Origin of the sequence: Achromobacter sp. (genome assembly GCF_032113835.1) — a bacterium.
Taxonomy (GTDB): domain Bacteria; phylum Pseudomonadota; class Gammaproteobacteria; order Burkholderiales; family Burkholderiaceae_B; genus Achromobacter.
Map to the genome: position 1 here is coordinate 20482 of NZ_DAMCTG010000014.1, position 23780 is coordinate 44261.

Here is a 23780-nt window from a genome sequence, read left to right on the forward strand (position 1 = left end):
CAGGACGCGCTCGCCCATACCTGGAGTTGCAGCATGCAAAGACGTACTGTACTGAAGGCCATTGCCGGCGCGGCCGCGATGACGGCGACGGGAATTTCGTGGGGCGCCGACGCGGCGTATCCCAGCAAGCCGATCCGCCTGATCGTGCCGTATCCGCCGGGCGGCGTCACGGACGTGGCGGGACGCCTGGCCGGCGAGATCCTCACCCGCAAGTTCGGCCAACCGGTGGTGGTGGAAAACCGGCCGGGCGCGAACGGCATGATCGGCAGCCAGCAGGTGGCGTCCGCACCGCCGGACGGCTATACGCTGCTGCTCAATGGCCTGGGCGGCATGGTGCTGCCGATGGCCACGGTGACCGGGCTGCCGCTGGACACGGCGCGCGCCTTCACGCCGATTGCGCAGATGGCAGAGTTCATCAACGTGCTGATCGTGCGCGCCGACTCGCCGATACGCAGCGTCGACGACCTGATCGCCACGGCGCGCAAGCGCAGCAAGGATGGTCTGAATTACGGATCGAACGGCATCGGCTCGTCGGTGCATCTGACCACGGCGTTCTTCGCGCAGCACACCGGCACCAACCTCTTGCACGTGCCGTACAAGGGCAGCGGCGAGATGCTGGTGGACGTGGTGAACGGCAACCTGGACTTCAGCTTCAGCAACCTGCCGCCGGTGATGGGCCTGATCCGCAAGGGCTCGATTCGTCCGATCGCGGTGACCAGCAGCTATCGCAGCAAGCAGTTGCCGGACGTGCCGACGATGGCCGAGCAGGGCGTGGCCGACTTTGATGTGACGAGCTGGCTGGGTGTGTATGGCCCCGCAGGCATGGCGCCGGACGTGGTGCAGAAAATCAGCGCGGCCTTGCAGGAAGGCATGGCGCAGCCGCAGTCGGTGGAAACCTTGACCGCCGCAGGCTTCGAGCCCAAGCCTCGAGGCGCCGACGCCTTCGCGGAGCTGAACCGGGCCGAGCTGACGCGGTGGAAGCAGGTGGCCACCAAGGCCAGCATTTCCCTGAAATTCGGAGCCTGAGCATCATGGAAACCTCATCTGCTCCGCAGCGTGTCCACACGGCCATCATCGGCGCGGGGCATGCGGGCGTGGAGTGTGCGTGGGCCTTGCGCGCCGCCGGCGTTGACGGCGATATCGCGCTCTTCGGCGCGGAAACGCATGCTCCCTATGAACGGCCGCCGCTTTCCAAGGCCCTGCTGACCGGCTCGACCAGCGCCGAGCGCATCGCGTTGCGCGCGGGCGCCGCCTACGAGAAGTCGCGAGTGATCGTGGTGGCGGGGGATCCGGTGGCCGCCATCGACACTGCGGCGCACACGCTGCGCACGGCGTCGGGCCGCGAGGTGGCCTATGATCACTGCGTGCTTGCCACCGGCGCCAGCGCGCGCGGCATTGCCGACGTGGCGGGCGAGCAGGTGTTTTCGGTGCGGGGCCTGGACGATGCGCATCGGCTGCGCGAGGCGCTGCGGCCGGGCATCCGGCTGCTCGTCGTGGGAGCGGGGTATCTGGGGCTGGAGGCGGCCTGCTCGGCGCGCAAGCTGGGCGCGGCGGTGCTGGTGCTGGAGCAGGGCGGCAACGTGATGGCGGGCAAGGTGTCCGAATCCACCGCCACGCGCATCGGCGACTTGCACCGCGAGGCCGGCATCGAGATCCGCCACGGCGCGGCGGTGCGGCGCTGGGAGCGCACGGCGACGGGTTGGCGCGCGCATCTGGCCAGCGGCGACCCCATCGACGCTGAACTCGTGCTGGTGTCCATCGGCGCGGTCGCCGAGACGGCGCTTGCCGAAGCCGCGGGCCTGATCTGCCTGGACGGCGTTGTCGTGGATGAATGCTGCCGGACCTCGGCGCCCGGCGTCTATGCCATTGGCGACTGTGCCAGCGCCTTTCGCGGCGAGCTGCAGCGTTATGCCCGCATCGAAAGCGTCCAGAACGCACTGGCGCAGGCACGCACGGCGGCGGCCGCCATCGCCGGCAAGACGCCGCCCGCCGCGCGTCCGCCCACCTTCTGGTCCGAACAGCAGGGCCGCCGTCTGCAGATGGCCGGACTGGTCGATCCGGCCGCGCCTTGCCGCGACGTGCTAGTGCCCACCGCCAATGGTTGGCTGGTCGAGCGCTATCAGCACGGCCGCTTGGCCGCGATCGAGGCGGTCGACAGCCCGGTGGAATTCATCAAGGGCGTGCCGCGCATCGGCGCGCCCGAAGCGGTTCCGGCCGCGGTGTAAACGAACCCTTGGAGACAACATGCCCGTTGCGATATTTGAATTGCCCGATGGCGCTGAACAGGTGCTGGACGTGCCCGACGACTGGTCGCTGATGGAAGCCGCGCGGCGCGATGGCCTGGAAGGCATCGTTGCCGAATGCGGTGGCGGCGCCATCTGCGGCACCTGCCATGTGCAGGTGGACGCGGACTGGCACGCGCGGCTGGAGCCGCCCGGCATGGCCGAGGAGGCGCTGCTGGAAGTCGTGCCGGAGCGCTGCCCGACCAGCCGCCTGTCCTGTCAGGTCATCATGACGCCCGAGCTGGACGGCATCCGCGTGCGCGTCCCGTCCTCGCAGCTTGAACTGTAGCCGCGGTGCCTGAACCGCAAGACGCGACCGCAAGGAGCAACCGCATGGCCGACAACAAATCCCTCAACCTCGTCGATCTGCAACCCGGCGTGCGCGTGCGCATGGCGGGCGGCGCGTTGGCCGAGATCGTCGAGAACCCGCAAGACGGCTTCTGGCTGATCGTCCGTTACCTGGACCATCCCGCCGAGCCCGCGCTGGTCGACGCCGGTGAGCAGCAGGTGTTTGCCACCGACGTCGAAGCCATCGAACCCTGACCCCACTGGAGCCACCATGAATCAAAAGCCCAAAGTCATCGTCTCCGCGCCCGTGCCGCCGGACCTGCGCGATCGCCTCGCCGAACGTTGTGAAATCGTCGAAGTGCCCACCGGACAGAATCCGGCCGAGGTGCTGGGCGCGGACGAGCGCGCGCAGATCGAAGGCATGGTGTGCACGGTGCGCACCAAGGTCGATCAGGCGTTGCTGGACGCCTTGCCCGCGCTGAAGGTCAGCTCGAACTTCGCCGTGGGGTTCGACAACGTCGACCTGGCGGCCGCCACGCGGCGCAAGGTGCTGATCTGCAATACGCCGGGCGTGCTGGATGGCGCGGTGGCTGACGTGACCATCGGCCTGGTGCTGTGCCTGTCGCGCAATCTGGTGGCGGGCGACGCCTTTGTGCGCAGCGGCGCGTGGACCAAAGGCGCCTTTCCGCTGACGCGCGACATCCGTGGCAAGACGCTGGGCCTCTTGGGCATGGGCCGCATCGGCCGTGTCGTGGCGCGCGCGGCGCAGGCCTTCGACATGAAGGTTATCTATCACAACCGCCGCGAAGATCCGCAGGCCGAAGGCCTGGCCACTTATGTGGATCGCGACGAACTCTTCAAGACGTCGGACGTGCTCAGCGTGCACATCCCACTGTCCGCCGAGACGCGCCACTCCGTCGGCAAGCGCGAGCTGGAACTGATGAAGCCCACGGCGTACCTCATCAACACCGCGCGCGGCCCGGTCATCGACGAGGCCGCTTTGGTCGAGGCGCTACGCGCCGGCACCATCGCGGGCGCGGGGCTGGACGTGATGGAGCAGGAACCGCTGCCGGCCGACAGCCCGCTGTGCGCCTTGCCGAACGTGGTGCTGCAGGCCCACGTGGGCAGCGCCACGCACGAAACGCGGCGCGCGATGATCGATCTGGCAGTGGCCAACCTGATGGATGCGCTAGGCGGCCAGAAGCCGCAGGCCATGGTCAACGCCGAGGTTTGGCAGGCGCGCGCCTGACGGCACTCCTGCGATAGATGCGGGCTTCGCCATTGTGAGGCTGGCGGGGGCGGGACCGGCGCAGGCAGCCGGTCCCGCCTTTCCCTATTTACCGCCGTAATCCACCACGATCCCCGCCTGTTGCGCGACCTCGCTCCAGCGCTTGAGCTCCGCCTTGGAGAACGCCTGGAACTGCGCGGCATTGCGCAGCTTCGGTTCGAAGCCCGCGCCGATAATGCGCGCCTGGTATTCAGGCGTCGCCAGCCCGGTGACGATGGTGTCGGACAGCTGGGCGATGATCGCCGGATCAACCTGGGCGGGCGCGTACATCCCCAGCCAGCTCGTGACGTCGAAGTCCTTCATGCCCTGTTCCTGCATCGTCGGCACGTTGGGCAACTGCCGCGCGCGGTAGGCGCTGGTCACCGCCAACGCCTTCAGGCGCTTGCCGTCCACCATGGGCAGCGTGGGCGGCAGGTTCATGAAACAGAGGTCCAGATCGCCATTGGCCGTGCCCACCAGCGCCTCGCTGGCGCCCTTGTACGGCACATGATCGAATTTCAGGCCCGTGCGCATGGCAAAGAGCTCGGCCGTCATCTGCGACGAGCTGCCGACGCCGTTGCTGCCGTACAGCGGCTTGCGTTTGGTGGCGCGCAGGTATTCGATCAGTTCGGGCACGGTGTTGGCGGGATGGTCCACACGCACGACAAGTGCGTTGACGAACTCGGCCACCTGGGCGATGGGAAGCAGTGCGGTAGGGATGTCGATGGGCAGCCCGCGCAGCGTGGCGGGCGGCAGCACGTTGTGACCGAGCCCCCCGGTTGTGAGGGTGTAGCCGTCCGGCTTGGAGGCGGCCGCGGCCTGCATGCCGATGACGCCACCGGCGCCGGCGCGGTTTTCGATCACCACGCTCTGGCCGTACTTGGCGAAGAGCAGGTCGCCGACCAGCCGGCCCGCAAGATCGGTGGCGCTGCCTGGGGTGGATGAGACGATGATCTTGATGACGCGGGACGGATACGGCCCGCTTTGTGCCCAGCTTGCGCCGGTCAGGTGCAGGCCAGCGGCGGCCCCCATCAGCTTCAACGCACTGCGACGTTTCATGACGACTTCCCCTTGGGTTATAGACCTACTGCTTCACGTGCTGCTCCAGAAATGTGACCCGACTTTGTACGATAAACATATTTCTCGTACGGTACGGGGCACACAAGAGCACGCAAATTGCGGCTAACCCTAGGGGAGTCGTTACGGGCCTTGCGGCCCGTTTTCTAGCGCACCGGCCAGCCGTACATCAGGCCGCCGTTGCGGTACGAGGCGTTAAGCCCGCGTTCCAGTTTCAGCGGGCTGTTGGGGCCCAGGTTCTTCTCGAAGCTTTCGCCGTAATTGCCGACGGTCTTGATGATGTTGTAGGCCCACTTGTCATCGACGCCCAGGTTCTTGCCCATGCCCGGCGTCACGCCCAGCAGGCGCTGGATGTTCGGGTTGGTGCTCTTCAGCATCTCGTCCACGTTCTTGGACGTGACGCCGTATTCCTCGGCTTCCAGCATGGCGTTCATGGTCCAGCGGACCAGGTTGAACCACTGTTCGTCGCCCTGGCGGACCATGGGGCCGAGCGGTTCCTTCGAGAAGTTCTCCGGCAGGATGTCGTACTTTTCCGGGTTCTCCAGGTTGCTGCGCGCGGCGGCGAGCTGCGACTTGTCGCCGGTGAACGCGTCGCAACGGCCCACGGCGAAGGCGCGGATGATCTCGTCCAGGCGCTCGACGACGACCGGCTTGAAGTTGACGTTCTGCGAGCGGAACCAGTCGGCCAGGTTCAATTCGGTGGTGGTGCCCGGCTGCACGCAGACGGTGGCGCCTTCCAGTTCCTTGGCGCTCTTCACGCCCAGGGACTTGTTCACCATGATGCCCTGGCTGTCGTAGTAGTTGACGCCCACGCCGATCAGGCCCAGCGTCGTGTCGCGCGTCAGCGTCAGGGTGGTGTTGCGGGTCAGCACGTCGACTTCGCCGGATTGCAGGGCGGTGAAGCGCTGCACGGCGCTGATCGCCTGGATCTTGGCCTTGGACGCGTCGCCGAACAGGGCGATGGCCAGCGCGCGGCACAGGTCCACATCCAGGCCGATCCAACCGCCCTTGCTGTCGTTCACGGAAAAGCCCGCGACGCCCGTGGATACGCCGCAGTGGACGAAGCCCTTGCTCTTGACCGCGTCGAAGGTCGCGCCCGCGTGGGCGGTCCAGGACGAAATGAACAAGGCGGTTCCTGCCGCAGCCAGTTTGAGTGCTTTCATGGTGTCTCCGCGCAGCGTTGCGCATGTTTATCGCTCAGCCGAAGGCTGAAGTGCGGCGCATAGTACCAGTGGGTCCGGGAGGGAGAATTGGGGAATTCCCCTTAAATCCGAGTGGCGGAATTTGATGAGGCATAGAATCGCCCTATGAAACGACATGAAGACCCCGCAGGGCCGGACGACCGCCCGAGGCGCCCCTTCGCCTTCGTCAAGGATCAGCTGCACGGCACGTGGTCCGAGCTGACCCGGGTCAACGCCAGCGACCGCCCCTGGGAAATGCCGCTGGCCGCCGCGCTGTCGTCGGGCCTGCCGCTGATGGTCGGTGCGTATTTCGGACGCATGGACTACGGGCTGATGTCCAGCCTGGGCGGCATGGTGTTCTTGAGCCTGCCCAACGCCTCGCTGCAGATCCGCATGATGATGCTGCTGGCCGCGTCGTTCGGCATGGTGGCCTGCTATGCGCTGGGCGCGCTGACGCAGTTCTGGCCGACGGCCACCATCGCGGCGCTGACGCTGATCGCAATGGTGGTGAACATGGTGTGCCGCTGCTATCGCCTGGGACCGCCGGGCAGCCTGTTCTTCATCATGGCCACGGCGATTGCCGCGTACACGCCCGGCAGCGTCCACGACGTTCCGCTGCGCGTGGGCATGGTGGCGCTGGGCTGCCTGGTCGCCTGCCTGGTGGCCTTTGCGTATTCGCTGCATATGACGCGCGTCGCGCCGCCGCCCGCGCCCATGGAACTGCCCAAGCCGACCTTCGATTTCGTGGTCTATGACTCCGTCATCATCGGCCTGTTCGTCGGCGTCTCGTTGCTGGTGGCGGAACTGCTGCAGCTTCAGCGGCCGTATTGGGTGCCGGTGAGCTGCCTGGCGATCATCCAGGGCGCCAGCCTGCGCGCGGCATGGAGCCGGCAGATGCACCGCATTCTCGGCACCGCGGTGGGGTTGTGCGTGGCATGGGCGTTGCTCAGCCTGCCGCTGAACGTCTGGACGCTGAGCCTGGTGATGATGGCGCTGTCCTTCGGCATCGAGACACTGGTGGTGCGGCACTACGCCAGCGCGGTCGTGCTGATCACGCCATTGACCATCTTCCTGGCCGAAGCGCCGCATCTGGGGCAGGGCTATCCCATCGACGTCATCGAGGCGCGTTTCGTGGACACGGTGCTGGGCGCCTTCATCGGCGTGCTGGGCGCGGTGCTGCTGCATAACCAGCGCATCCGCCCCGTGCTGTCGCGGTGGATGCGCGCCGTGCTGCCCCGCCGGGTGAATTGACGCCGCCGCGCCAACGCGGCAGCATGGGCTTTCCGCAACCCTGGAGGCACTCATGGATTGTTCTGTTGAAGGAAAGGTCGCGTTCGCCGACGGCCAGTCGTATCACTTCGCGACCGTGGACGCGGCGCTGGCATTCGCCGAATGCGTCAAAAGCAGCCAGAACCCCGCGCAGTGCGCCGCGACGCACGGCAGCACCAGTCAGGTCAAGCTTGAAGACGTGGCCGCGCAGGAAGACGCCGAGCGGCGCGAGCAGGATCCGGGCGCCGGCGCTTGATCGAGGGCCAGCGCCCGCCAATTGAATCCGGGACCATCGTGCCATCGCCCCGAGGCGCTCTACGACTTTGGTCGGATGGCCGCCCATGGGCGCACGCCTACCACCTTGCCGACACGCATCAGGATGCAGCAGGAACTCAGCAAGCTGCCTGGCGGATACAAAAGCAACATGCATCGCAAGGGGCACCAACCCTACGATCTGGCGCAGGCGAGCCAGCGCCAGGTCGTTAGGGCCGGTACCACGCTGGCGTTCTGGCTGGATGATGCCTGCAACTCGACCGGCGTTCCCCGGCACCACAAGAACCCCTTCCGAGGCTCTGGCATGATCCGAATCGAGAACATCCGGGCATACCCGGATATATTCGCGCGGACGATTAATACGCCGGAATTTCTCATTTGTTGCGCTCGTTGCCGCTCCCTATGATCGACAGGGTTGCTTCACCAGCAACCCAAAAATCAAGGGGAAAACAATGGGAAAGTGGAAACTGGCCGGCGCGGCGCTGGCTGTGATGTCCTGCGTGGCCGCAACGTCAAACGCTGACACCACGGCTTATCCAAAAGGGCCGGTCACGCTGGTCGTTCCGTTCGCGCCCGGCGGATCGACGGACGTGATCGGGCGGTTGCTGGCCGAGCGGCTGGCCGTCGCGCTCAAGCAACCGGTGGTCGTCGAGAACCGCTCGGGTGCGGGCGGCAATATCGGCGCGACCATGGTGGCCAAGTCCGCGCCCGACGGCCAGACGCTGCTTTTCGGCACGACGGGCATCATGGCTATCAACGAGTTCCTGTACAAGAACCCGGGATACAGGGCCGACCGGGACCTGAAGCCCGTGGCGTACACCGCATCCATCAGCAACGTGCTGATCGTGAACAACGACATGCCCGTCTCCAACGTGGCCGACCTGATCAAGCTGGCCAAGGCGAATCCCGGCAAGTATTCCTTCGCATCGTCGGGCGCTGGCAGCTCGACCCACCTGTCGGGCGAACTGTTCAAGAACATGGCGGGCGTGGACCTGATGCACGTGCCATACAAAGGTAGCGGCCAGGCGCTGGTGGACCTGGTCGGCGGGCAGATCAACATGATCTTCGACAACGCCCCATCGGCCGTGCCGCTGGCGCAATCCGGCAAGGTCAAGGCGCTGGCCGTCACCAGCGCCACGCCGCTATCGGTGCTGCCGGGCGTGCCGCCCCTGACCGAGGTGGGCCTGAAGGGCTACGAGTCCCTGTCCTGGACCGGCGTCGTCGCACCGGCCGGCACGCCGCAATCCGTGGTGGACCGGCTGAATAAGGAACTGAACGCGATTCTTGCCGACGAGGCCGTGCGCAAGAAATTGACGGAACTCGGCGCGCAGGCCACGGGCGGCACCCCGCAGGACTTCACCACGCACATCGAAGCGGAACGCGCCAAGTGGGGCAAGCTGGTGAAGGAAGCGAACATTGCCGTGCAGTAGCCAACGGCTTTGGTGTCAGACACCTGTGTAGGTAGGTGTCTGACACCCCTGAGGCAGCCGCGCATGATGTAGACCAACTCTCACGGGTGTCAGACACCGGCGGTGGAGTGCATGGGACTGTTTTGGGGGCTCAGACACCCGCAGCCGCCGCCTTCCTGGTCCTTTTCCCCAGCACCTTCACCCCCGCCGGCACCGGCTTTTCGTTGATCACGTCCCGCATGTACTGCAGGAACAGCTCCGAGCTCGCCGACAGCGATCGCAATTTCCGCGTAATCAGACAGACCTCTCGCGACAACCGGGGCGAACTCAATTCCCGGAACACGAACATCCCCGGTTCGCTCCCCCGCGTCTGCGGTGGCGCGATGGAGCTTGCCGCCAGCGCCGGCAGGATCGAATAGCGCCCGCCGCCGCGCAGCACGGCGTGCAGCGACGACGTCCGCGACACTTCATCGTGCTGCTGCTCAAAGAACCCCGGTTTGCCCGCATGCGCGCGCAGGAACGCCCCGATGCCCGTGTCCTCGGTAAACCCCACATACTCCGCCGGATCCAGGTCGGCCCATTTCAACGGCTTTGAGCCTTGCGCGTACGGATACGACGCCGCGCAGATCACGCCGTAGCGGTCCTCGAACAGCGGCGTGTAGACCAACTCGTCAAATCCGTGATGCGAGGTCGAGATCGCGAAATCGATGTCCCCGTTGGCGATCATCTTCTCGACCAGCTCCGAGCCGGCGTCGTGCAACGAAAATGTGATCTTGGGATAGGCCTGGCGGAACGCCGCAATGGCGTCGCCCAGAAAGTAGTTGGTGACCGACGCCACCACCGCGATCCGCACGTGTCCCTGGCGGCCCTGCGACAGCGCCTCCAGGTCGCTCAGCGCGCCGTCGAACTGGCTCAGGATGCGCTCGGCCTCGGCCTTGAAGCGCGCGGCCTCCGGCGTCATCACCACGCGGCGCGTGCTGCGATCGAACAGTTTGACGCCCACGGCGTCCTCAAACTGCTGGATCGTCGCCGTCAACGAGGACTGCGTCAGAAAGAGCTGCGACGCCGCCACGGTGAACGAGCCGGTGTTGGCCACCGCCACGAAACTGCGGAAGTGCCGCAGGGTGATGCTGCGTTTGGTCGACATGTTTCGCCACCGCTGGATATATTGGCAAAACCGAATAATAAGCAAAAACCAACAATTTGTAGTGAAGAAAACGGCAATCTAGAATTTCCCTCGACGCGGCGACCTGCCGCCGTCATCGCGTGCAACCGCGAGCAAACCGACATGCGCAGTGCAGGCATATCGCAGACCGAATCTTTCTTTCCGAAGTCAAGCAGCCCCAATGACGACATCACGACCACCCCTGCGCATCCTCATATCGGAACCGACGCTGAACCGGATCGGCGACGCGATCGCGCAGGTGCTGGACGGCCGCGCGTTCGAACCCGTCATCGCAGCGCAGACACACGGCAGCGAACCCGCCGACGTCGACATCGCGTTCATCTCGCGCGATGTGACCGGCCTGTCGACCAAGCACCGCGTCCTGGAGCCGCTGGAGGCCTTTTACGTCTCGCTGCGCCAGTCGCCGAAGCTGGCGTGGGTGCACGTGCATTCTGCGGGGGCGGACAGGCCGATCTTCGGCGAATTGAAGTCCCGTGGCGTGCGCGTCACCACCTCCACCGGCGCCAATGCGCAGGTGGTGGCCCAGACTGCGCTGGCCGGGATTCTGGCGCTGGCGCGCGAGTTTCCGCGCCTGTTCGACGCCCAGCGCGCGCAGACCTGGGCGCCGTTGATCGGCGACCGGATGCCGCGTGACCTGGCCGGGAAGACCGCCGTAATCGTGGGTTGGGGCCCGATCGGCCGCGAGCTGGGCGGATACCTCCGGATGCTGGGCCTGAACGTCATCGCCGTGCGCAGCGCAGCCGCGCCAACCGCCGACGGCGTGGAGACCTACGCATTCGAAGACCTGCCGCGCATCGCCGGCCGAGCAGACTGGCTGGTGTTGGCGTGCCCCTTGAGCGACCGCACGCGCGGCCTGGTGAATGCCGACGTGTTGCGGGCGCTGTCGCCGCACGCCCGGCTCATCAATGTCGCGCGCGGTGAAGTCGTCGCCGAAGCCGACCTGATCGCCGCGCTGCGCGCGAACGCGCTGGCCGGCGCCTATCTGGATGTGTTCGAGCACGAACCGCTGGATGCCGCCTCGCACCTCTGGACGTTGCCGAACGTCATCGCCACGCCGCATTCGGCGGGACATTCCGACGGCAATGAAGCGCGCGTGGACCGCATCTTCCTCGACTTCCTGCGCGATTGGCGGCAATGACGCCGACATGACCCCGCTCGCGATTTCACTCGGCCAGACCCTTTCAGGACCCCTCATGATCCAGACCGCCGCGCGCATCCAGCGCATCAAACCCTCGCCCAGTTCCATGGCTGGCCAGCGCGCACGCGAACTGCGCGCCACCGGCCGAGACATCGTCGCGCTGACGGCCGGCGAGCCCGACTTCGACACGCCCGCCAACGTCACCGAGGCCGTCGTGCGCGCGATGGCGCAGTCGCGCACCAAGTACACCGATGTGGGCGGCACGCCAGAACTGAAGGCCGCCATCCGCGAGAAGTTCCGCCGTGACAACGGCCTGGACTATGCCGCCAGCGAGATCATCGTCGGCAACGGCGGCAAGCAGATCATCTTCAACGCGCTGCTCGCCACGGTTGAAGAGGGCGACGAGGTGATCGTGCCCACGCCGTATTGGGTGTCATACCCGGACATCGTGCTGCTGGCGGGCGGCACGCCGGTCTTCGTGGCCTGCCCGCCCGCGCAGGGGTTCAAGCTGCAGCCCGCCGATCTCGACAAGGCCATCACCGCGCGCACGCGCTGGGTGATCCTGAACGGTCCCAACAACCCAAGCGGCGCGGCCTATTCGCGCGAGGAATTGCTGGCGCTGGCCGAGGTGCTGCGGCGTCACCCGCACGTCTGGCTGATGACCGACGACATCTACGAACACATCCTGTACGACGGCCGCCAGTTCGCCACCATGGCGCAGGTGGCGCCTGACCTGAAGCCGCGCACGCTCACCATCAACGGCGTGTCGAAGGCCTACGCCATGACGGGCTGGCGGATCGGCTACGGCGCGGCGCCGGCCGATCTGATCAAGGCGATGACCAAGCTGCAATCGCAGAGCACGTCCAACCCGTCCTCGATCAGCCAGGCGGCCGCGCAGGAAGCGCTGTCGGGACCGCAGGAATTCATGGCCGAGCGCACACGCATCTTCCAGGCGCGACGCGACATGATCGTCGCCAGCCTGAACCGGATCGACGGCATCACTTGCCATGTGCCTGAGGGCGCCTTTTACGTGTTTCCGTCGTGCGAAGGCCTGCTGGGCCGCACCACGCCCGCCGGCAAGCAACTGAAGACCGACGAGGACTTCATCATGTACTTGCTGGACGAGGAGAATCTGGCGGTGCTGCAGGGCGCGGCGTATGGGGTGTCGCCGTTCTTCCGGATCTCGTACGCGGCGTCGATGGATCAGCTGGAAGAGGGCTGCGCGCGCATCAGGCGGGCTTGCGCGAAGCTGGGGTGAACCGCAGGCCGGGCACTACCCGGCCGCCACGCAATACGGGCAATCGGTGGCGCACGGTTGTCCGTTGGCAGGAGTGCCAAGGTCCGGCTTTCCCGTTGTCTGCCCCGCGGGCTCCGTGCCGCCGCCATGAAAGCACTCATGCGCCAACCACTGGCTCAGCCGTTCGTAGCTTTCCATGTTGCTACGCCAGTTCGGTGCGCAAAGATAATAGCCAAGCGGGCTTTCAAAGGTGCGATCGAATATGTCGACCAACTGCCCCGTGGCCAATTCCTTCTCGATCAGGCAGTGCGGCATCAGCGCCACGCCAAAGCCGGACGACGCGGCCTGGATAATCATCGAAAACAGATTGAACCCGGGACCAAAACGGGCCCGGTCATAATCGCCCAGGTACGTCGAAAACCAATATTCCCAGGACAGCGGAATCTCGATGTGCTGCAGCAGCGTGCATTGTTTGATGTCTTCCAGGCTGCTGATCGGATGCTGATCCAGGTATTCCCGCGAGCAAACCAGGCGGGTTTCGCGCCCGGTCAGGTATTTGGCGGCGCCGTCGTGCCAGTCGCCGTATCCATATTGAATGGATGCGTCGAAGTCGAGTTCGGTGCTTTTGTAATCCGCGACGCTGTAGCGCACGAAGTTGATGGAGATATCTGGATTGACCTCGCGGAAGGTCTTCAAACGCGGAAACAGCCATTGCGCCGCAAAGGTCGGCGCGGCCGAGACATTCAGGGATTTTGCCGACTGCTGCGTCGCCATGACCTGCGACGTGGCGCTTTCCAGCGTATGCAGGGCCGGCCGGATCAGGCTGAGGTAGGTGGCGCCCATGCGGGTCAGCTGCAGCCCATTCGTTCCCCGAATAAACAGCGCGTGGCCAAGATAGCTTTCCAGCGTGGCGATATGCCGGCTGATGGCGCTTTGCGTGACGAACAGTTCCTTGCCCGCCTTCGAGAAAGACAGGTGCCGCGCGGCGGCGGAGAACGCGTTCAACTCGGAAAGGGTGGGGCAGCGGCGTCTCATAGGGGGGTATGAGTAAAGCTCATAAGGCTCTTCAAATTTGTGTCGAACGCATAGGGGGAGACCCGGTATCGGACCCCCGAATTGTACCGGTAGAGTTCGGCATGCCGTGATTTCCCGGCGTTTTGAACTGTTTATGTGGTCGATTTATGAATCCGGTTGTCATCAAGAATTGCAGGATCCTCAATACCCGAACCTTGGCCCTCGAAGCCGCCTCGACCGTCCTGGTCGAGGACGGGGTCATCACCCGCATCGGCGCCGACGCAACGGCGCCGGCGGATGCGCAGGTGGTGGACGCCAAGGGCATGACCTTGATGCCCGGCATGATCGACTGCCACGTGCACGTGGTGGCATCGTCGTTCAACCTGGGCCGCGTCGCGGCTCTGCCCAACGCGCTGGCGCTGCTGCGCGCGCTGCCCATCATGCAGGGCATGCTGGACCGCGGCTTCACCTCGGTGCGTGACGCCGGCGGCGCCGACTGGGCGCTGGCGCAGGCCGTGCTGGACGGCACCATCGACGGCCCCCGTTTGTTCTGCTCGGGCAAGGCCCTGTCGCAGACCGGCGGCCACGGCGACTTCCGCCAGCGCAACGACGAGCTGGATCCTTGCCCGTGCTCGGTCAAGATCGGCAACATCGGCCGCGTGGTCGACGGCGTCGACAACTGCCGCCTGGCCGTGCGCGAGGAAATCCTCAAGGGCGCCACGCAGATCAAGGTCATGGCGTCCGGCGGCGTGGCTTCGCCCAACGATCCCATCCAGAACCTGGGCTTCTCCGAGGCCGAACTGATCGCCATCGTGGAAGAGGCCAACAACGCCAACACCTACGTGATGGCCCACGCCTACACCCCGCGCGCCATCACGCGCGCCGTGCGCTGCGGCGTGCGCACCATCGAGCACGGCAACCTCGTCGACCACGAAGCCGCGCAGGTCATGAAGGAACACGGCGCCTACATGGTGCCCACGCTGATCACGTACGAAGGCCTGGCCAACGACGGCGAGCGCTACGGCCTGCCGCTGGACTCGGTCAGGAAGATCGCCACCGTGCGCACGCAAGGCCTGACCGCGCTGGAAATCCTGGACGAAGTCGGCGTGAAGATGGGCTACGGCAGCGACCTGCTGGGCGAAACCCACTACATGCAGTCCGACGAACTGGTGCTGCGCAGCCGCGTGCTGGGCAACGCCAAGGTCATCCAGCAGGCCACGCTCATCGGCGCCGAAATCCTGAACCAGGAAGGCCTGCTCGGTGAAGTGTGCGAAGGCGCCTACGCCGACCTGCTGCTGATCGACGGCAATCCGCTGGACGACATCGAACTGCTCACCAAGCCCGATTCGATCAAGCTCATCATGAACCGCGGCCTGCTGCACAAGAACGCCTGCTGACGTTCCTCCACTTCCTAACTCCGGGACTTCCCCACCATGTTTTCCGTATCCGACCGCCTGGAGCGGTTGCCCTTCAGCAGCTTTCATTTCCGGCTGCTGATGATCGGCGGCCTCGGGCTCGCCTTCGAAGCGCTGGACGCCGGCATCATCGCCTTCATCATCCCCTCGCTGCGCACGCAGTGGGGCCTGACCACCGGCCAGATCGGCTGGATCGCCAGCAGCACCTACGTCGGCTTCCTGGTCGGCGCGCTGTTCTCCGGCATCCTGGGCGACCGTTACGGCCGCAAGAAGATCATGATGTGGGCGCTGCTGCTGTTCTGCGTCGCCACGTTCTTCAACGCCTTTGCGCGCAACTATCACGAGTTCTACATCCTGCGCATGATCGCGGGCATCGGCATGGGCGCTGAAGGCGCCATCATCGCGCCGTACCTGGCCGAATTCGTCAGCAGCAAGTATCGCGGCCGCTTCACCGGCGCGCTGGCGGGCTTCTTCTCGTTTGGTTTCGTGATGTCGGCGCTCTTGGGCTACTTCATCGTGCCGATGAGCGAAGACGGCTGGCGCTGGATCATGATCATCGCCTCCGTGCCTGTCGTGTTCCTGCTGTGGTGGCGCAAGTCGCTGTTCGAATCGCCGCGCTGGCTTGAACACACCGGCCAGACCGCTGAAGCCAACCGCATCTGCGAGGCGATTGAAGCCGAAGTCCTGAAAAGCACCGGCCGCCCGCTGCCCACGCCCGTTGCCACGCGCAAGGCCACTGCCACTAGCGCGCCGCAGCAGACCGCGATGGCCAAGCTGGCGCAGCTGTTCTCGCAGGAATACCTGGGCACGACCGTGCTGGTGTGGGTGTTCTGGATCACCGTGCTGTTCTGCTATTACGCCTTCCTGGTGTGGATTCCCAGCCTGCTGGTCGAGCGCGGCTTCACCATCACCAAGAGCTTCTCGTACACCATCCTGATCTACCTGTCGCAGATCCCCGGCTACTTCTCTGCCGCGTACTTCAACGACAAGATCGGCCGCAAGTACACCATCCTGGCCTACATGCTGCTGTCGTGCCTGTCCGCGCTGGGCCTGGCGCTGGCAACCGGCGAGCAACAGATCATCATGCTGAGCATGCTGCTGTCCTTCGGCATGAATGGCGTGATTGCCGGCCAATACACGTACACCGCCGAAATCTATCCCACGTCGATCCGTGCGACCGGCATGGGCGCGGCCTCGGCCTTCGCCCGCATCGGCTCCATCGCATCGCCGACCATCGTCGGCGTCGCCTACCCGGTCCTGGGTTTTGCCGGCGTGTTCGCCATGATGACCGCCATCCTGCTGGTCGGCGGCCTGGGCATCCTGTTCTACGGCAAGAACACGCGTGGCGTCGTGCTCGAGGAGATCAACGCATGACGAAGGCCTCCGCATTCCGGCCGCTGGCCGGCCACGCCCGCGATCTGGCGCTGGCTGCGGACCGGCAGGCGCAGTGGGGCGTGATCTCCGATCTGCTTCAAGCCTGCTTTGGCCACAAGCTGTTCACCGCGTTGCTGTACCTGCAGGATCATCGTCTGATGAAGCGTCTGCATACGTCGGACGAAAGCATCAGCCCGCTCGGCGGCTTCAAGGCCACCGGCAACGGTCCGTGGTCCCGGCTGGTGCTGGAAGAAGGCCGCCTGTACGTCGCCAGCAACGAAGACGACGTGCGTACCGTGTTCTCCGAGGCCCCGATGCTGATCGAGCGCGGGCTGCAGTCGGCCTTCAACATTCCGGTGCGGCATGAGGGGCGTGTGATCGGCTCGCTGAACATGCTGGCCGGGCGTCATGCCTATGACGACATCGATCCGGACCTCGCGGCAGTTGTTGCCGGGCTGTGCGCGCCGGTCTTCATCGAAGAGATGAAGGACGCGGCGTCCGCGGCAGCTAGCGTGGACCGGTCTGCGCTGGATAGCGTGTGATGGTTTGAATTTGAGTATCCGTCCCGGTGCGGGACTGGGTTTGCGGGCCGCTTGCCGGAGTGGCTCGTTTTTTTTTGGGATTGCCTCGCGTGGCGATCCCTTTTTTTTGCGCATTGTTGCGGGTATTGGTCCGAATTGTTGCGTGTCACTGCATTTTTGCAAGGGGTGGAATCGGTTTTAGAAATCTTTCGATGTGCGGGGGTGCGCAGCGTCAAGAGAATGGTCGCTTTTTTTCGTGGCGGTTCGGCGTTGCTGCACTTGGCTGGCATCTAGCTTTTTGGCATCTCCGAGGCCGCGCACGGGTTACGGAGCTTGCGATGCATTTCCCCCTTTCCCCGGTTGTCGCGGCGATTCTCGCCGCCACGATCCCGGCCTTTCCCTTGATGGTGCTGGCGGCGCCGATGCCGCCGATCCTCATTGATGACCCGGAAGGCAACACGTCGATGGAGGTGTTCCCCGGAGCGAGCATTACCGTCAGCTCCGGAGACGCAATCCGCGTCAACAACCACGGCAACAGCGTCTTCGTAAACGGCATCACTGTGACCGCAGAGGCAGACGCCGGAGGTGCGCATGCCCAAGGCGGTGGCTCGATCACGATCACGGACAGTACGATCCAGACGCAAGCCGGGGCTGCGTTGTCCGCGTCCCAGGAAAACAGTTTCGTCCACGCCGACTTCTCCCTCCTCTCCTCGGAGGCAACGACCCTGCTCGCGACCGATGGGGGCCGCATCGAACTGGTTGGCGGAACCGTGTCGGGATCGGGCGGTTTCCAGGGAACCGTCCGGGCTTCCGACGGGGGCGTCATCACGGCAAGTGACCTGGAGATCAAGAGTATTGATCGCAATGGCGTCAACAACTATGGCGTGCGCGTCCAGTCAGGCGGGCGCGTCGAACTGTCCAACGTCATTGTGTCCAGCGTGGATGACATGGGCGCGGCGACGGGGGCGGACCTTTCGGTGCAAGAAGGCACGCTGTTGCTGACCGATAGTCACGTCAAGGCAGGAAACACGGAAAACGCCACGGCGGCAACCATGCATATCTCGCAAAATGCCATCGTCACCGTTCAAGGAAGCACCATTGAAGGCCAGATATCCGTTATCGACGGTTCCAACCTGACCATGACGGATACGGTGGTTGCCGGTCCGCATGCGGTGGGCTTCGGCGTGCTCTTGTATAACGAGGCGACGCAAACCGGTGTGTCTTCGGCGTCTTTGACGAACGTGACAATCGGCAGCGAAGCTGTCGCGGTCAACGAGGGCGTCACGGTGATGAACAACCATGTGATGACGGGACAGAACCTGGACATCCGTGCGGACTTGTATGCGATCCGAAGCCGCAATGGGGCGGTACAGATTGAAGGCGGTACCTTACGCGGAAGACGGGCCGGCCTGTATGCGCACTCGACCGATAACACGGCGACAACAACGATCGACGCGGTGGGAACGCATATCCTGGCCGAAGCCACGAATGCGGTAGGCGTGAATGCCAACCATCGCGGCACGCAAGTGACATTGGACGGCGTTACCGTGGACGTGTCCGGCAGCGCGCGAACTGCGCTTCGGGCAACCGACGAGGCACGCATCGACGCGGTCAATTCACAGTTGAACGGGCAATCCACAGGCTCGATCGGCGTGCATATGCTTGGCAACATCGGCGCCGGCGACACGGCGGTTTCGCTGAGCGACACGCAAGTCATCATGACGGGTCAGAACGCAAACGGCGCGCAGAGCGAGCGCTACGAGCCGCAGGGCGCCAACTCGCTCGTATTGTCGGACGGCAGCGACCTTCAAACCCACGACGGTGTGGGGTTTCTCGTCAGGGGCGGTGATCACGACATCACCGTCCAGAACGCCACCGTGGTGGCCCGAGCCGGTGGCGACGAAGCCAGCGGCATCCTGCTTGGAACGCAGGCGACGCCCAACGCGGGAATCGTCCCCGGGCAACCATACCAGACGCAACGCGTCACCCTGAACGCCACAGGCGCGCTCATGACGGGCGACGTGTTGACCTCCGACAGCGGCCGCGTCGACATCGGCTTGGCGACCGGCAGCGAGTGGACCGGCGCGGTTCGCGTGGGGCAGGGTTCGGTGGACAGCGTCTCGATAGACGGTAGCAGCGTCTGGAACATGCGCGGCGATTCGGCCGTGAAAACCCTGACCAACGCGGGCGTCGTGCGGTTCGTGTCTCCCGGTGCGCAATCCGGATTCAAGACGCTTACCGTCGCCGACTACATCGGCGGCGGCACCTTGGTCATGAATACCCACCTGGGCGACGATACGTCTCTGACCGACCGGCTCGTCGTGGACGGCGGAGCGGTCACGGGCACCACCGGGCTGCGTGTCTTGAACGCCGGCGGCGCAGGCGCGTTGACCACGCAAGGCATCCGGCTCGTGCAGGCGACCAACGGGGCCACGATTTCAGGCGATTCTTTCTATCTGGATGCGAACTCGTCCGGCTACAGGCCCTCAACCGCCAGCCTCGGTTTGAATGGCTACGACTATTTCCTCGTCCAGGGCGGCATTGGCGGCGTGGCGTCCGATTGGTATCTGACGTCAACGACGCCGCCGGAAGAAGGCGGCGCCACGGACCCGGGCGGTCAGACGCCGCCCGGCAGTGGCGTTGAGACACCTCCCGGCAGCGGCATTGAAACGCCTCCGGGCAGTGGCACCGAGACGCCGCCGGGCAGCGGCACTGAAACGCCTCCCGGCAGCGGTACTGAGACACCGCCGGGCAGCGGTACTGAAACGCCTCCCGGCAGTGGCACCGAAACGCCTCCCGGCAGTGGCGGTGGCACTACCGTTCCTGCCCCGGGCGAGCTGCAGAATGTCTCACCGGAGAGCGGTGCGCACATCGGCAACCAGTTCGCAGCGACCCGTATGTTCGTACATCGCCTCGCGGACCGAACCGTGGCGCAAACGTCGGCCGGCCAATCTGCGCCCGCTAGTGCGGCGTCCCGGCAGTTGTGGGCACGTACCGAGGGCGCGCGGCATACCGGCATGAAACTTCAGCAAGGCCAGGTAAGCATCGACACCGACACCGCCATGCTGCAAATGGGCGCCGACCTCGTGAGCACGCGACTGGGTCAGCAAGGCGTCCTCAAGGCAGGCGTCATGGCCGGTGCGGGCGATGCGCGCACGAACGCCACTTCCCACCTCATCCACCCGAGCACCGGCACGGCGATGCATGTCGATGCCCGAGGCAAGGTCACCGGGTATTCGGTGGGCATCTATGCCACCGCTTACGCCGACGATGCCACCCGCTTGGGTGCGTACGCCGATTCGTGGTTGCAGTTCGGACGCTACTCCAACGAGATCAACAGCGAACTGGGCTCGGCGCGATATCGTTCGAACACCTGGACTGCGTCGGTGGAAGCGGGATATGCGCTCAAGCCCTTCGCCGTCGATTCCGCGTTGGGCGCGATGGTCGTCGTGCCGCAAGCGCAACTGGCCTACACGCGCTACAACGCCCAGGACGCTGTGCTGCCCAGCATGACGCTGAAAAACTCGCCCGCCAGTTCAGTCAGTTCGCGCGTGGGTGTCCGCGCTTACCCGCTTGGCAACGACGCCGCCACGACCTTGGTGCGGCCTTTCGTGGAAGCCAATTGGCTGCATAACTCGGGCAGCGCGAAAGCCAACGTGGGCGCATCGACCTTCCAGGCAACGCCGATGCGCGACGCCGCTGAATTGCGAATCGGCGTGGCAGGCAATGTCCGCGAGTCGTTGCAGGTTAGCGGAGAGCTGTTCGGCCAAGCTGGAAATGGCGGTCAGCGGGGCTACGGCGGCATGCTGAATGTCGGGTATCGCTGGTAGCCACAAGCCGTGCAGGCCAGGTCCTACGGACCGTCGTTTATAGCCGGGGCCGTCTGCTGTCCCTCGTCACACACCCCGGCGATTCACGCCGCGCGCTTGTTGAAGATCACCAGCGACACGCCCGCCAGCACCAGCGCCGACGCCGCGACCAGCAGCGCCGTCAACGGCTCATCCAGTAGCAGCGTCCCGCCTAGCGCCGCCAGCACCGGCACGCTGAGCTGCACGGTGGCGGCGCGCGTCACGTTCAGCTGCTTGAGCGCCGCGTACCAGAGGATGTAGCCGAGCCCCGAAGTCACCGCGCCCGACGCCACCGCGTAGCCCGCGCCGGCGGCGTCGATCCGGACGTGTGACGCGACGAACTGCGCCAGCAGCAACGCCAGCGCGACCGGCGCCGCGCGAATGAAGTTTCCGGCCGTCGCGGCGGCCGGATTCTTCGCGCCCCGGCCCAGCAGCGAATAGATGCTCCACGCCACGCCGGACAGGATCATCAGGAATCCGTAGAACGCCGGCGGCGCGTCCGCGCTGGGCAGCATCAACGCCACCAGCCCGGTCACCGCCAACGCCATGCCCGCGCATTGCAGCGGCGACAACCGCTCGCCAATCGCCAGGCCGTACAGGATCATGCTGATCTGAATCGCGCCAAACAGCAGCAATGCGCCCGTGCCAGCCGGAATGTGCGTGTAGGCATAAGAGAACGCCATCGCGTACGCCAGCAACGCCAGCGCGCCCGCCCAAGTGCCTTCCAATCGCGTGGACTGCCGCCGCAGCGCCAGCACCAGCCACAGCATCAACGCGCCCGACACGATGCGGATGGCGACGAAGGTCGTGGGGTCGATGGCCGTCTGCTTGAGCGCAATCCGGCACAGGAGCGAATTGCCAGCAAAGGCCAGCATGGCGAAAAGGGTGAGCGCGAAGAGGCGGAAGGTCATGGCGGGCCTTTCAATGACCGCTGCAAATCTGCCTTGCGCCGATTACGGCGTGGCCCGGGCGGTCTCGCGGAACCGCTGCACCAGCGGGGAGCCGTCTTCCGAACGATACGCCAGCAGGACCTGGCTTTGGGCGTCCGGCGTATCCAGTTCGCGATAGGCCACGCCCGGAATGCCCGTCTTCATATACGTATCGGGCAGGACCGAAATGCCCATCCCCGCCGCGACCAGCCCGATGATGGTCGCGCCTTCGCGCGCCTCCTGGCCGACTTGCGGGGCGAAGCCCGCCCGGCTGGCCAGCACGCCCACGTGGTCGAACAGGCCGCAGCCCAGCCCGCGCGGGAACAGGATGAAGGATTCGTCCGCCAGGTCCGTCATCGACAGCGGCGTGTTGCGGCGCGCCAGCGGATGCGATTGCGGCAGGGCGGCCATCAGCCGGTCGGTCCACAGCGGCAGCGTTGCGATGTTGGGCGGCGGCACGAACAGGATGGATGGCCGCAGAAATCCCACGTCGATGTCCTTGGAAGCGAGCGCGCGCAATTGCTGGCCCGTCGATTGATGGCTCAGGTCCACGCCCACGCCGGGAAAGTCCGTGCGAAAGGCATGCACGATGCGGGGAAAGGCGTCGAACATCGGCACCGAAGCCGTGAACGCCACGCGAATCTCGCCCGTTTCTCCCAGCGCCGACTGCCGGACGACTTCGCCGGCGCGTTCCAGGTGGGCCAGCGCGCGGCGCGCCTGGTCCAGGAATAGCGCGCCCGCCTGCGTCAATTCCACGCTGCGGCTCGTGCGCGTCAGGAGCGGCGCGCCGAGTTCTTCTTCCAGTGCCTTGATCTGCAGGCTGAGCGGCGGCTGGCTGACGTGCAGCCGGCGCGCGGCTTGGCTGAAGCTCAGTTCCTCGGCGACGGCGACGAAGTAACGCAGTTGGCGGAAATCCATATTGATTTGGAAAGCAAATAGATGGTCGTGGAAAACGGTATTGGACGATATGAGTGTACGCCCGCATCATGCCGCCATACCAACACGTATAACGACACAGGAGACAACCATGACGGCATTCAAGCCCTTCCGATCCCGCCGCACGTCTGCCGCCGCCGCAGGCGTGGGCGCACTGATCGCCGCCATGCTGGCGCCGCTGCCGGCCTCCGCGCAGGCCAACTACCCCGACAAGCCGATCCGCATCGTGGTGCCGTATGCCGCCGGCGGTGGCGTGGACATCGTCACCCGCCTCGTCAGCCAGAAAATGGGTGATGCGCTGAAGCAGACGATCATCGTCGAAAACCGGCCCGGCGCGGCTACCAATATCGGCATGGACACCGTGGCGCGCGCCCCGGCGGACGGCTACACGCTGCTGACCGCGTCGAACACGCTGGCTGCGAATGGTGCGCTGTTCTCCAAACTGACCTTCGACCCGGCGCATGACTTCACACCCGTGGGCGCCATCGGTTACGCGCCGCTGGCCGTGGTGGTGCCGGTCGAGTCGTCGTTCAAGACCTTGAAGGATCTGACGGACTATGGCCGCGCACATCCCGACAAGCTGACCTACGCGTCGGCCGGCAACGGCAGCTCCGGTCATCTGGCCAGCGAACTGCTCAAGCGCGAGAGCGGCATGAAGGCGCTGCATGTGCCGTACAAGGGCGGTTCACCCGCGGTGACGGACCTGTTGGGACAGCGCATCTCCTTCATGTCCATCAACCCGCTGGAAGTCGTCTCGCACGTGAAGGCGGGCAAACTGCGCGCATTGGCCGTGCTGGACGACGAGCCGGCAAGCATGCTGCCCGAGGTGCCCACGGTGGTCTCGCAAGGCCTGCCGGGCGCGATGGCCACGGTGTGGTGGGGTTTGATCGGCCCCAAGGATTTGCCGCCCGAGGTCACGGAAAAGCTGAACGCCGCGCTGCAAACCGCATTGAAGGATCCTGCCGTGAAGCAGCGCTTCGGCGAGATGGGCGCGGTCGTCACGCCCGGTACGGACAAACAGTTCGGCCAATTCGTCGCGGCGGAAACCACCAAGTGGACCAAGGTCATCAAGGACGCGGGCATCAAGGCTGATTGACCGCGCTCGCGCTGGTACGGGTCCGCAGGGCGGATCCGGC

At 65.3% G+C, this 23780-nt stretch carries 22 protein-coding genes; 16 read left to right on the forward strand and 6 right to left on the reverse strand.

Annotated features, from left to right (window positions below; translation table 11 throughout):
* Window positions 1-33: 33 nt before the first annotated feature.
* The 5 genes from RT697_RS07930 to RT697_RS07950 are packed head-to-tail and all read left to right on the forward strand — an operon-like array spanning window position 34 to window position 3819.
* Window positions 34-1026 carry a tripartite tricarboxylate transporter substrate binding protein gene (locus RT697_RS07930; RefSeq protein ID WP_313697958.1) on the forward strand — a complete coding sequence of 331 codons (993 nt, stop codon included), beginning with the start codon at window positions 34-36 and terminating at the stop codon, window positions 1024-1026.
* Between the two features lie 5 nt (window positions 1027-1031).
* Window positions 1032-2225, forward strand: a complete 1194-nt coding sequence (locus RT697_RS07935; RefSeq protein WP_313697960.1) for an FAD-dependent oxidoreductase — start codon at window positions 1032-1034, stop codon at window positions 2223-2225.
* Between the two features lie 19 nt (window positions 2226-2244).
* Window positions 2245-2571, forward strand: coding sequence for a 2Fe-2S iron-sulfur cluster-binding protein (locus RT697_RS07940; RefSeq protein WP_056324760.1), 327 nt, complete (start codon window positions 2245-2247; stop codon window positions 2569-2571).
* Window positions 2572-2615: 44 nt separating this feature from the next.
* Window positions 2616-2825, forward strand: coding sequence for a hypothetical protein (locus RT697_RS07945; protein WP_313697961.1), 210 nt, complete (start codon window positions 2616-2618; stop codon window positions 2823-2825).
* 16 nt (window positions 2826-2841) lie between these two features.
* Window positions 2842-3819, forward strand: a complete 978-nt coding sequence (locus RT697_RS07950; protein ID WP_313697962.1) for a D-glycerate dehydrogenase — start codon at window positions 2842-2844, stop codon at window positions 3817-3819.
* Window positions 3820-3903: 84 nt separating this feature from the next.
* Here RT697_RS07950 and RT697_RS07955 read toward each other — a convergent pair whose 3' ends face one another.
* Window positions 3904-4896, reverse strand: a complete 993-nt coding sequence (locus RT697_RS07955) for a tripartite tricarboxylate transporter substrate binding protein (protein WP_313697964.1) — start codon at window positions 4894-4896, stop codon at window positions 3904-3906.
* 164 nt (window positions 4897-5060) lie between these two features.
* Window positions 5061-6077: an amino acid ABC transporter substrate-binding protein gene (locus tag RT697_RS07960; protein WP_191578642.1), complete on the reverse strand. Its 1017-nt coding sequence runs from the start codon at window positions 6075-6077 to the stop codon at window positions 5061-5063.
* A gap of 144 nt (window positions 6078-6221) precedes the next feature.
* Here RT697_RS07960 and RT697_RS07965 point away from each other — a divergent pair, with 144 nt between their 5' ends.
* The 4 genes from RT697_RS07965 (at window position 6222) to RT697_RS07980 (ending at window position 9067) form a co-directional block, all read left to right on the forward strand.
* Window positions 6222-7346, forward strand: a complete 1125-nt coding sequence (locus tag RT697_RS07965; RefSeq protein WP_313697965.1) for an FUSC family protein — start codon at window positions 6222-6224, stop codon at window positions 7344-7346.
* 52 nt (window positions 7347-7398) lie between these two features.
* Window positions 7399-7620, forward strand: coding sequence for a hypothetical protein (locus RT697_RS07970; protein ID WP_313697966.1), 222 nt, complete (start codon window positions 7399-7401; stop codon window positions 7618-7620).
* A 123-nt stretch (window positions 7621-7743) separates the two neighbouring features.
* Complete coding sequence (locus tag RT697_RS07975; protein WP_313697968.1) at window positions 7744-8043, forward strand: hypothetical protein; 300 nt, start codon at window positions 7744-7746, stop codon at window positions 8041-8043.
* A gap of 46 nt (window positions 8044-8089) precedes the next feature.
* Window positions 8090-9067, forward strand: a complete 978-nt coding sequence (locus tag RT697_RS07980) for a tripartite tricarboxylate transporter substrate binding protein (protein ID WP_313697969.1) — start codon at window positions 8090-8092, stop codon at window positions 9065-9067.
* A 130-nt stretch (window positions 9068-9197) separates the two neighbouring features.
* Here the strand turns inward: RT697_RS07980 and RT697_RS07985 are convergent, their stop codons facing one another.
* Window positions 9198-10193 carry a LysR family transcriptional regulator gene (locus RT697_RS07985; RefSeq protein WP_313697970.1) on the reverse strand — a complete coding sequence of 332 codons (996 nt, stop codon included), beginning with the start codon at window positions 10191-10193 and terminating at the stop codon, window positions 9198-9200.
* A gap of 199 nt (window positions 10194-10392) precedes the next feature.
* Between RT697_RS07985 and RT697_RS07990 the strand changes: the two genes are divergently transcribed.
* Both RT697_RS07990 and RT697_RS07995 read left to right on the forward strand, forming a co-directional pair.
* Window positions 10393-11370, forward strand: a complete 978-nt coding sequence (locus RT697_RS07990; protein ID WP_313697972.1) for a D-2-hydroxyacid dehydrogenase — start codon at window positions 10393-10395, stop codon at window positions 11368-11370.
* A gap of 55 nt (window positions 11371-11425) precedes the next feature.
* On the forward strand, window positions 11426-12628 hold the full coding sequence (locus RT697_RS07995; protein WP_313697973.1) for a pyridoxal phosphate-dependent aminotransferase: 1203 nt from the start codon (window positions 11426-11428) through the stop codon (window positions 12626-12628).
* A gap of 15 nt (window positions 12629-12643) precedes the next feature.
* Here the strand turns inward: RT697_RS07995 and RT697_RS08000 are convergent, their stop codons facing one another.
* Window positions 12644-13612: a LysR substrate-binding domain-containing protein gene (locus RT697_RS08000; RefSeq protein WP_409517410.1), complete on the reverse strand. Its 969-nt coding sequence runs from the start codon at window positions 13610-13612 to the stop codon at window positions 12644-12646.
* Window positions 13613-13788: 176 nt separating this feature from the next.
* On the opposite strand from RT697_RS08000, the gene RT697_RS08005 reads away from it, so the two are divergent.
* From RT697_RS08005 to RT697_RS08020, 4 genes are all read left to right on the forward strand, one after another.
* Entirely contained in the window at window positions 13789-15018 is a 1230-nt protein-coding gene (locus RT697_RS08005; protein WP_313697976.1) for an amidohydrolase family protein, read from the forward strand.
* 36 nt (window positions 15019-15054) lie between these two features.
* Window positions 15055-16410, forward strand: coding sequence for an MFS transporter (locus RT697_RS08010; RefSeq protein WP_313697977.1), 1356 nt, complete (start codon window positions 15055-15057; stop codon window positions 16408-16410).
* Window positions 16407-16952, forward strand: coding sequence for a GAF domain-containing protein (locus tag RT697_RS08015; protein ID WP_313697978.1), 546 nt, complete (start codon window positions 16407-16409; stop codon window positions 16950-16952). Before RT697_RS08010 ends, RT697_RS08015 begins: the two co-directional genes overlap by 4 nt.
* A 317-nt stretch (window positions 16953-17269) precedes the next feature.
* Window positions 17270-20761, forward strand: a complete 3492-nt coding sequence (locus tag RT697_RS08020) for an autotransporter outer membrane beta-barrel domain-containing protein (protein ID WP_313697980.1) — start codon at window positions 17270-17272, stop codon at window positions 20759-20761.
* A gap of 83 nt (window positions 20762-20844) precedes the next feature.
* Here RT697_RS08020 and RT697_RS08025 read toward each other — a convergent pair whose 3' ends face one another.
* Window positions 20845-21690: a DMT family transporter gene (locus tag RT697_RS08025; protein ID WP_313697982.1), complete on the reverse strand. Its 846-nt coding sequence runs from the start codon at window positions 21688-21690 to the stop codon at window positions 20845-20847.
* A 42-nt stretch (window positions 21691-21732) separates the two neighbouring features.
* A complete protein-coding gene (locus RT697_RS08030; protein ID WP_313697983.1) occupies window positions 21733-22626 on the reverse strand; it encodes a LysR family transcriptional regulator in 894 nt (297 codons plus the stop codon).
* A gap of 109 nt (window positions 22627-22735) precedes the next feature.
* Between RT697_RS08030 and RT697_RS08035 the strand changes: the two genes are divergently transcribed.
* The gene (locus tag RT697_RS08035; protein WP_313697985.1) at window positions 22736-23740 is read left to right on the forward strand and encodes a tripartite tricarboxylate transporter substrate binding protein; all 1005 of its coding nucleotides are present in this window, start codon (window positions 22736-22738) and stop codon (window positions 23738-23740) included.
* Window positions 23741-23780: the final 40 nt, after the last annotated feature.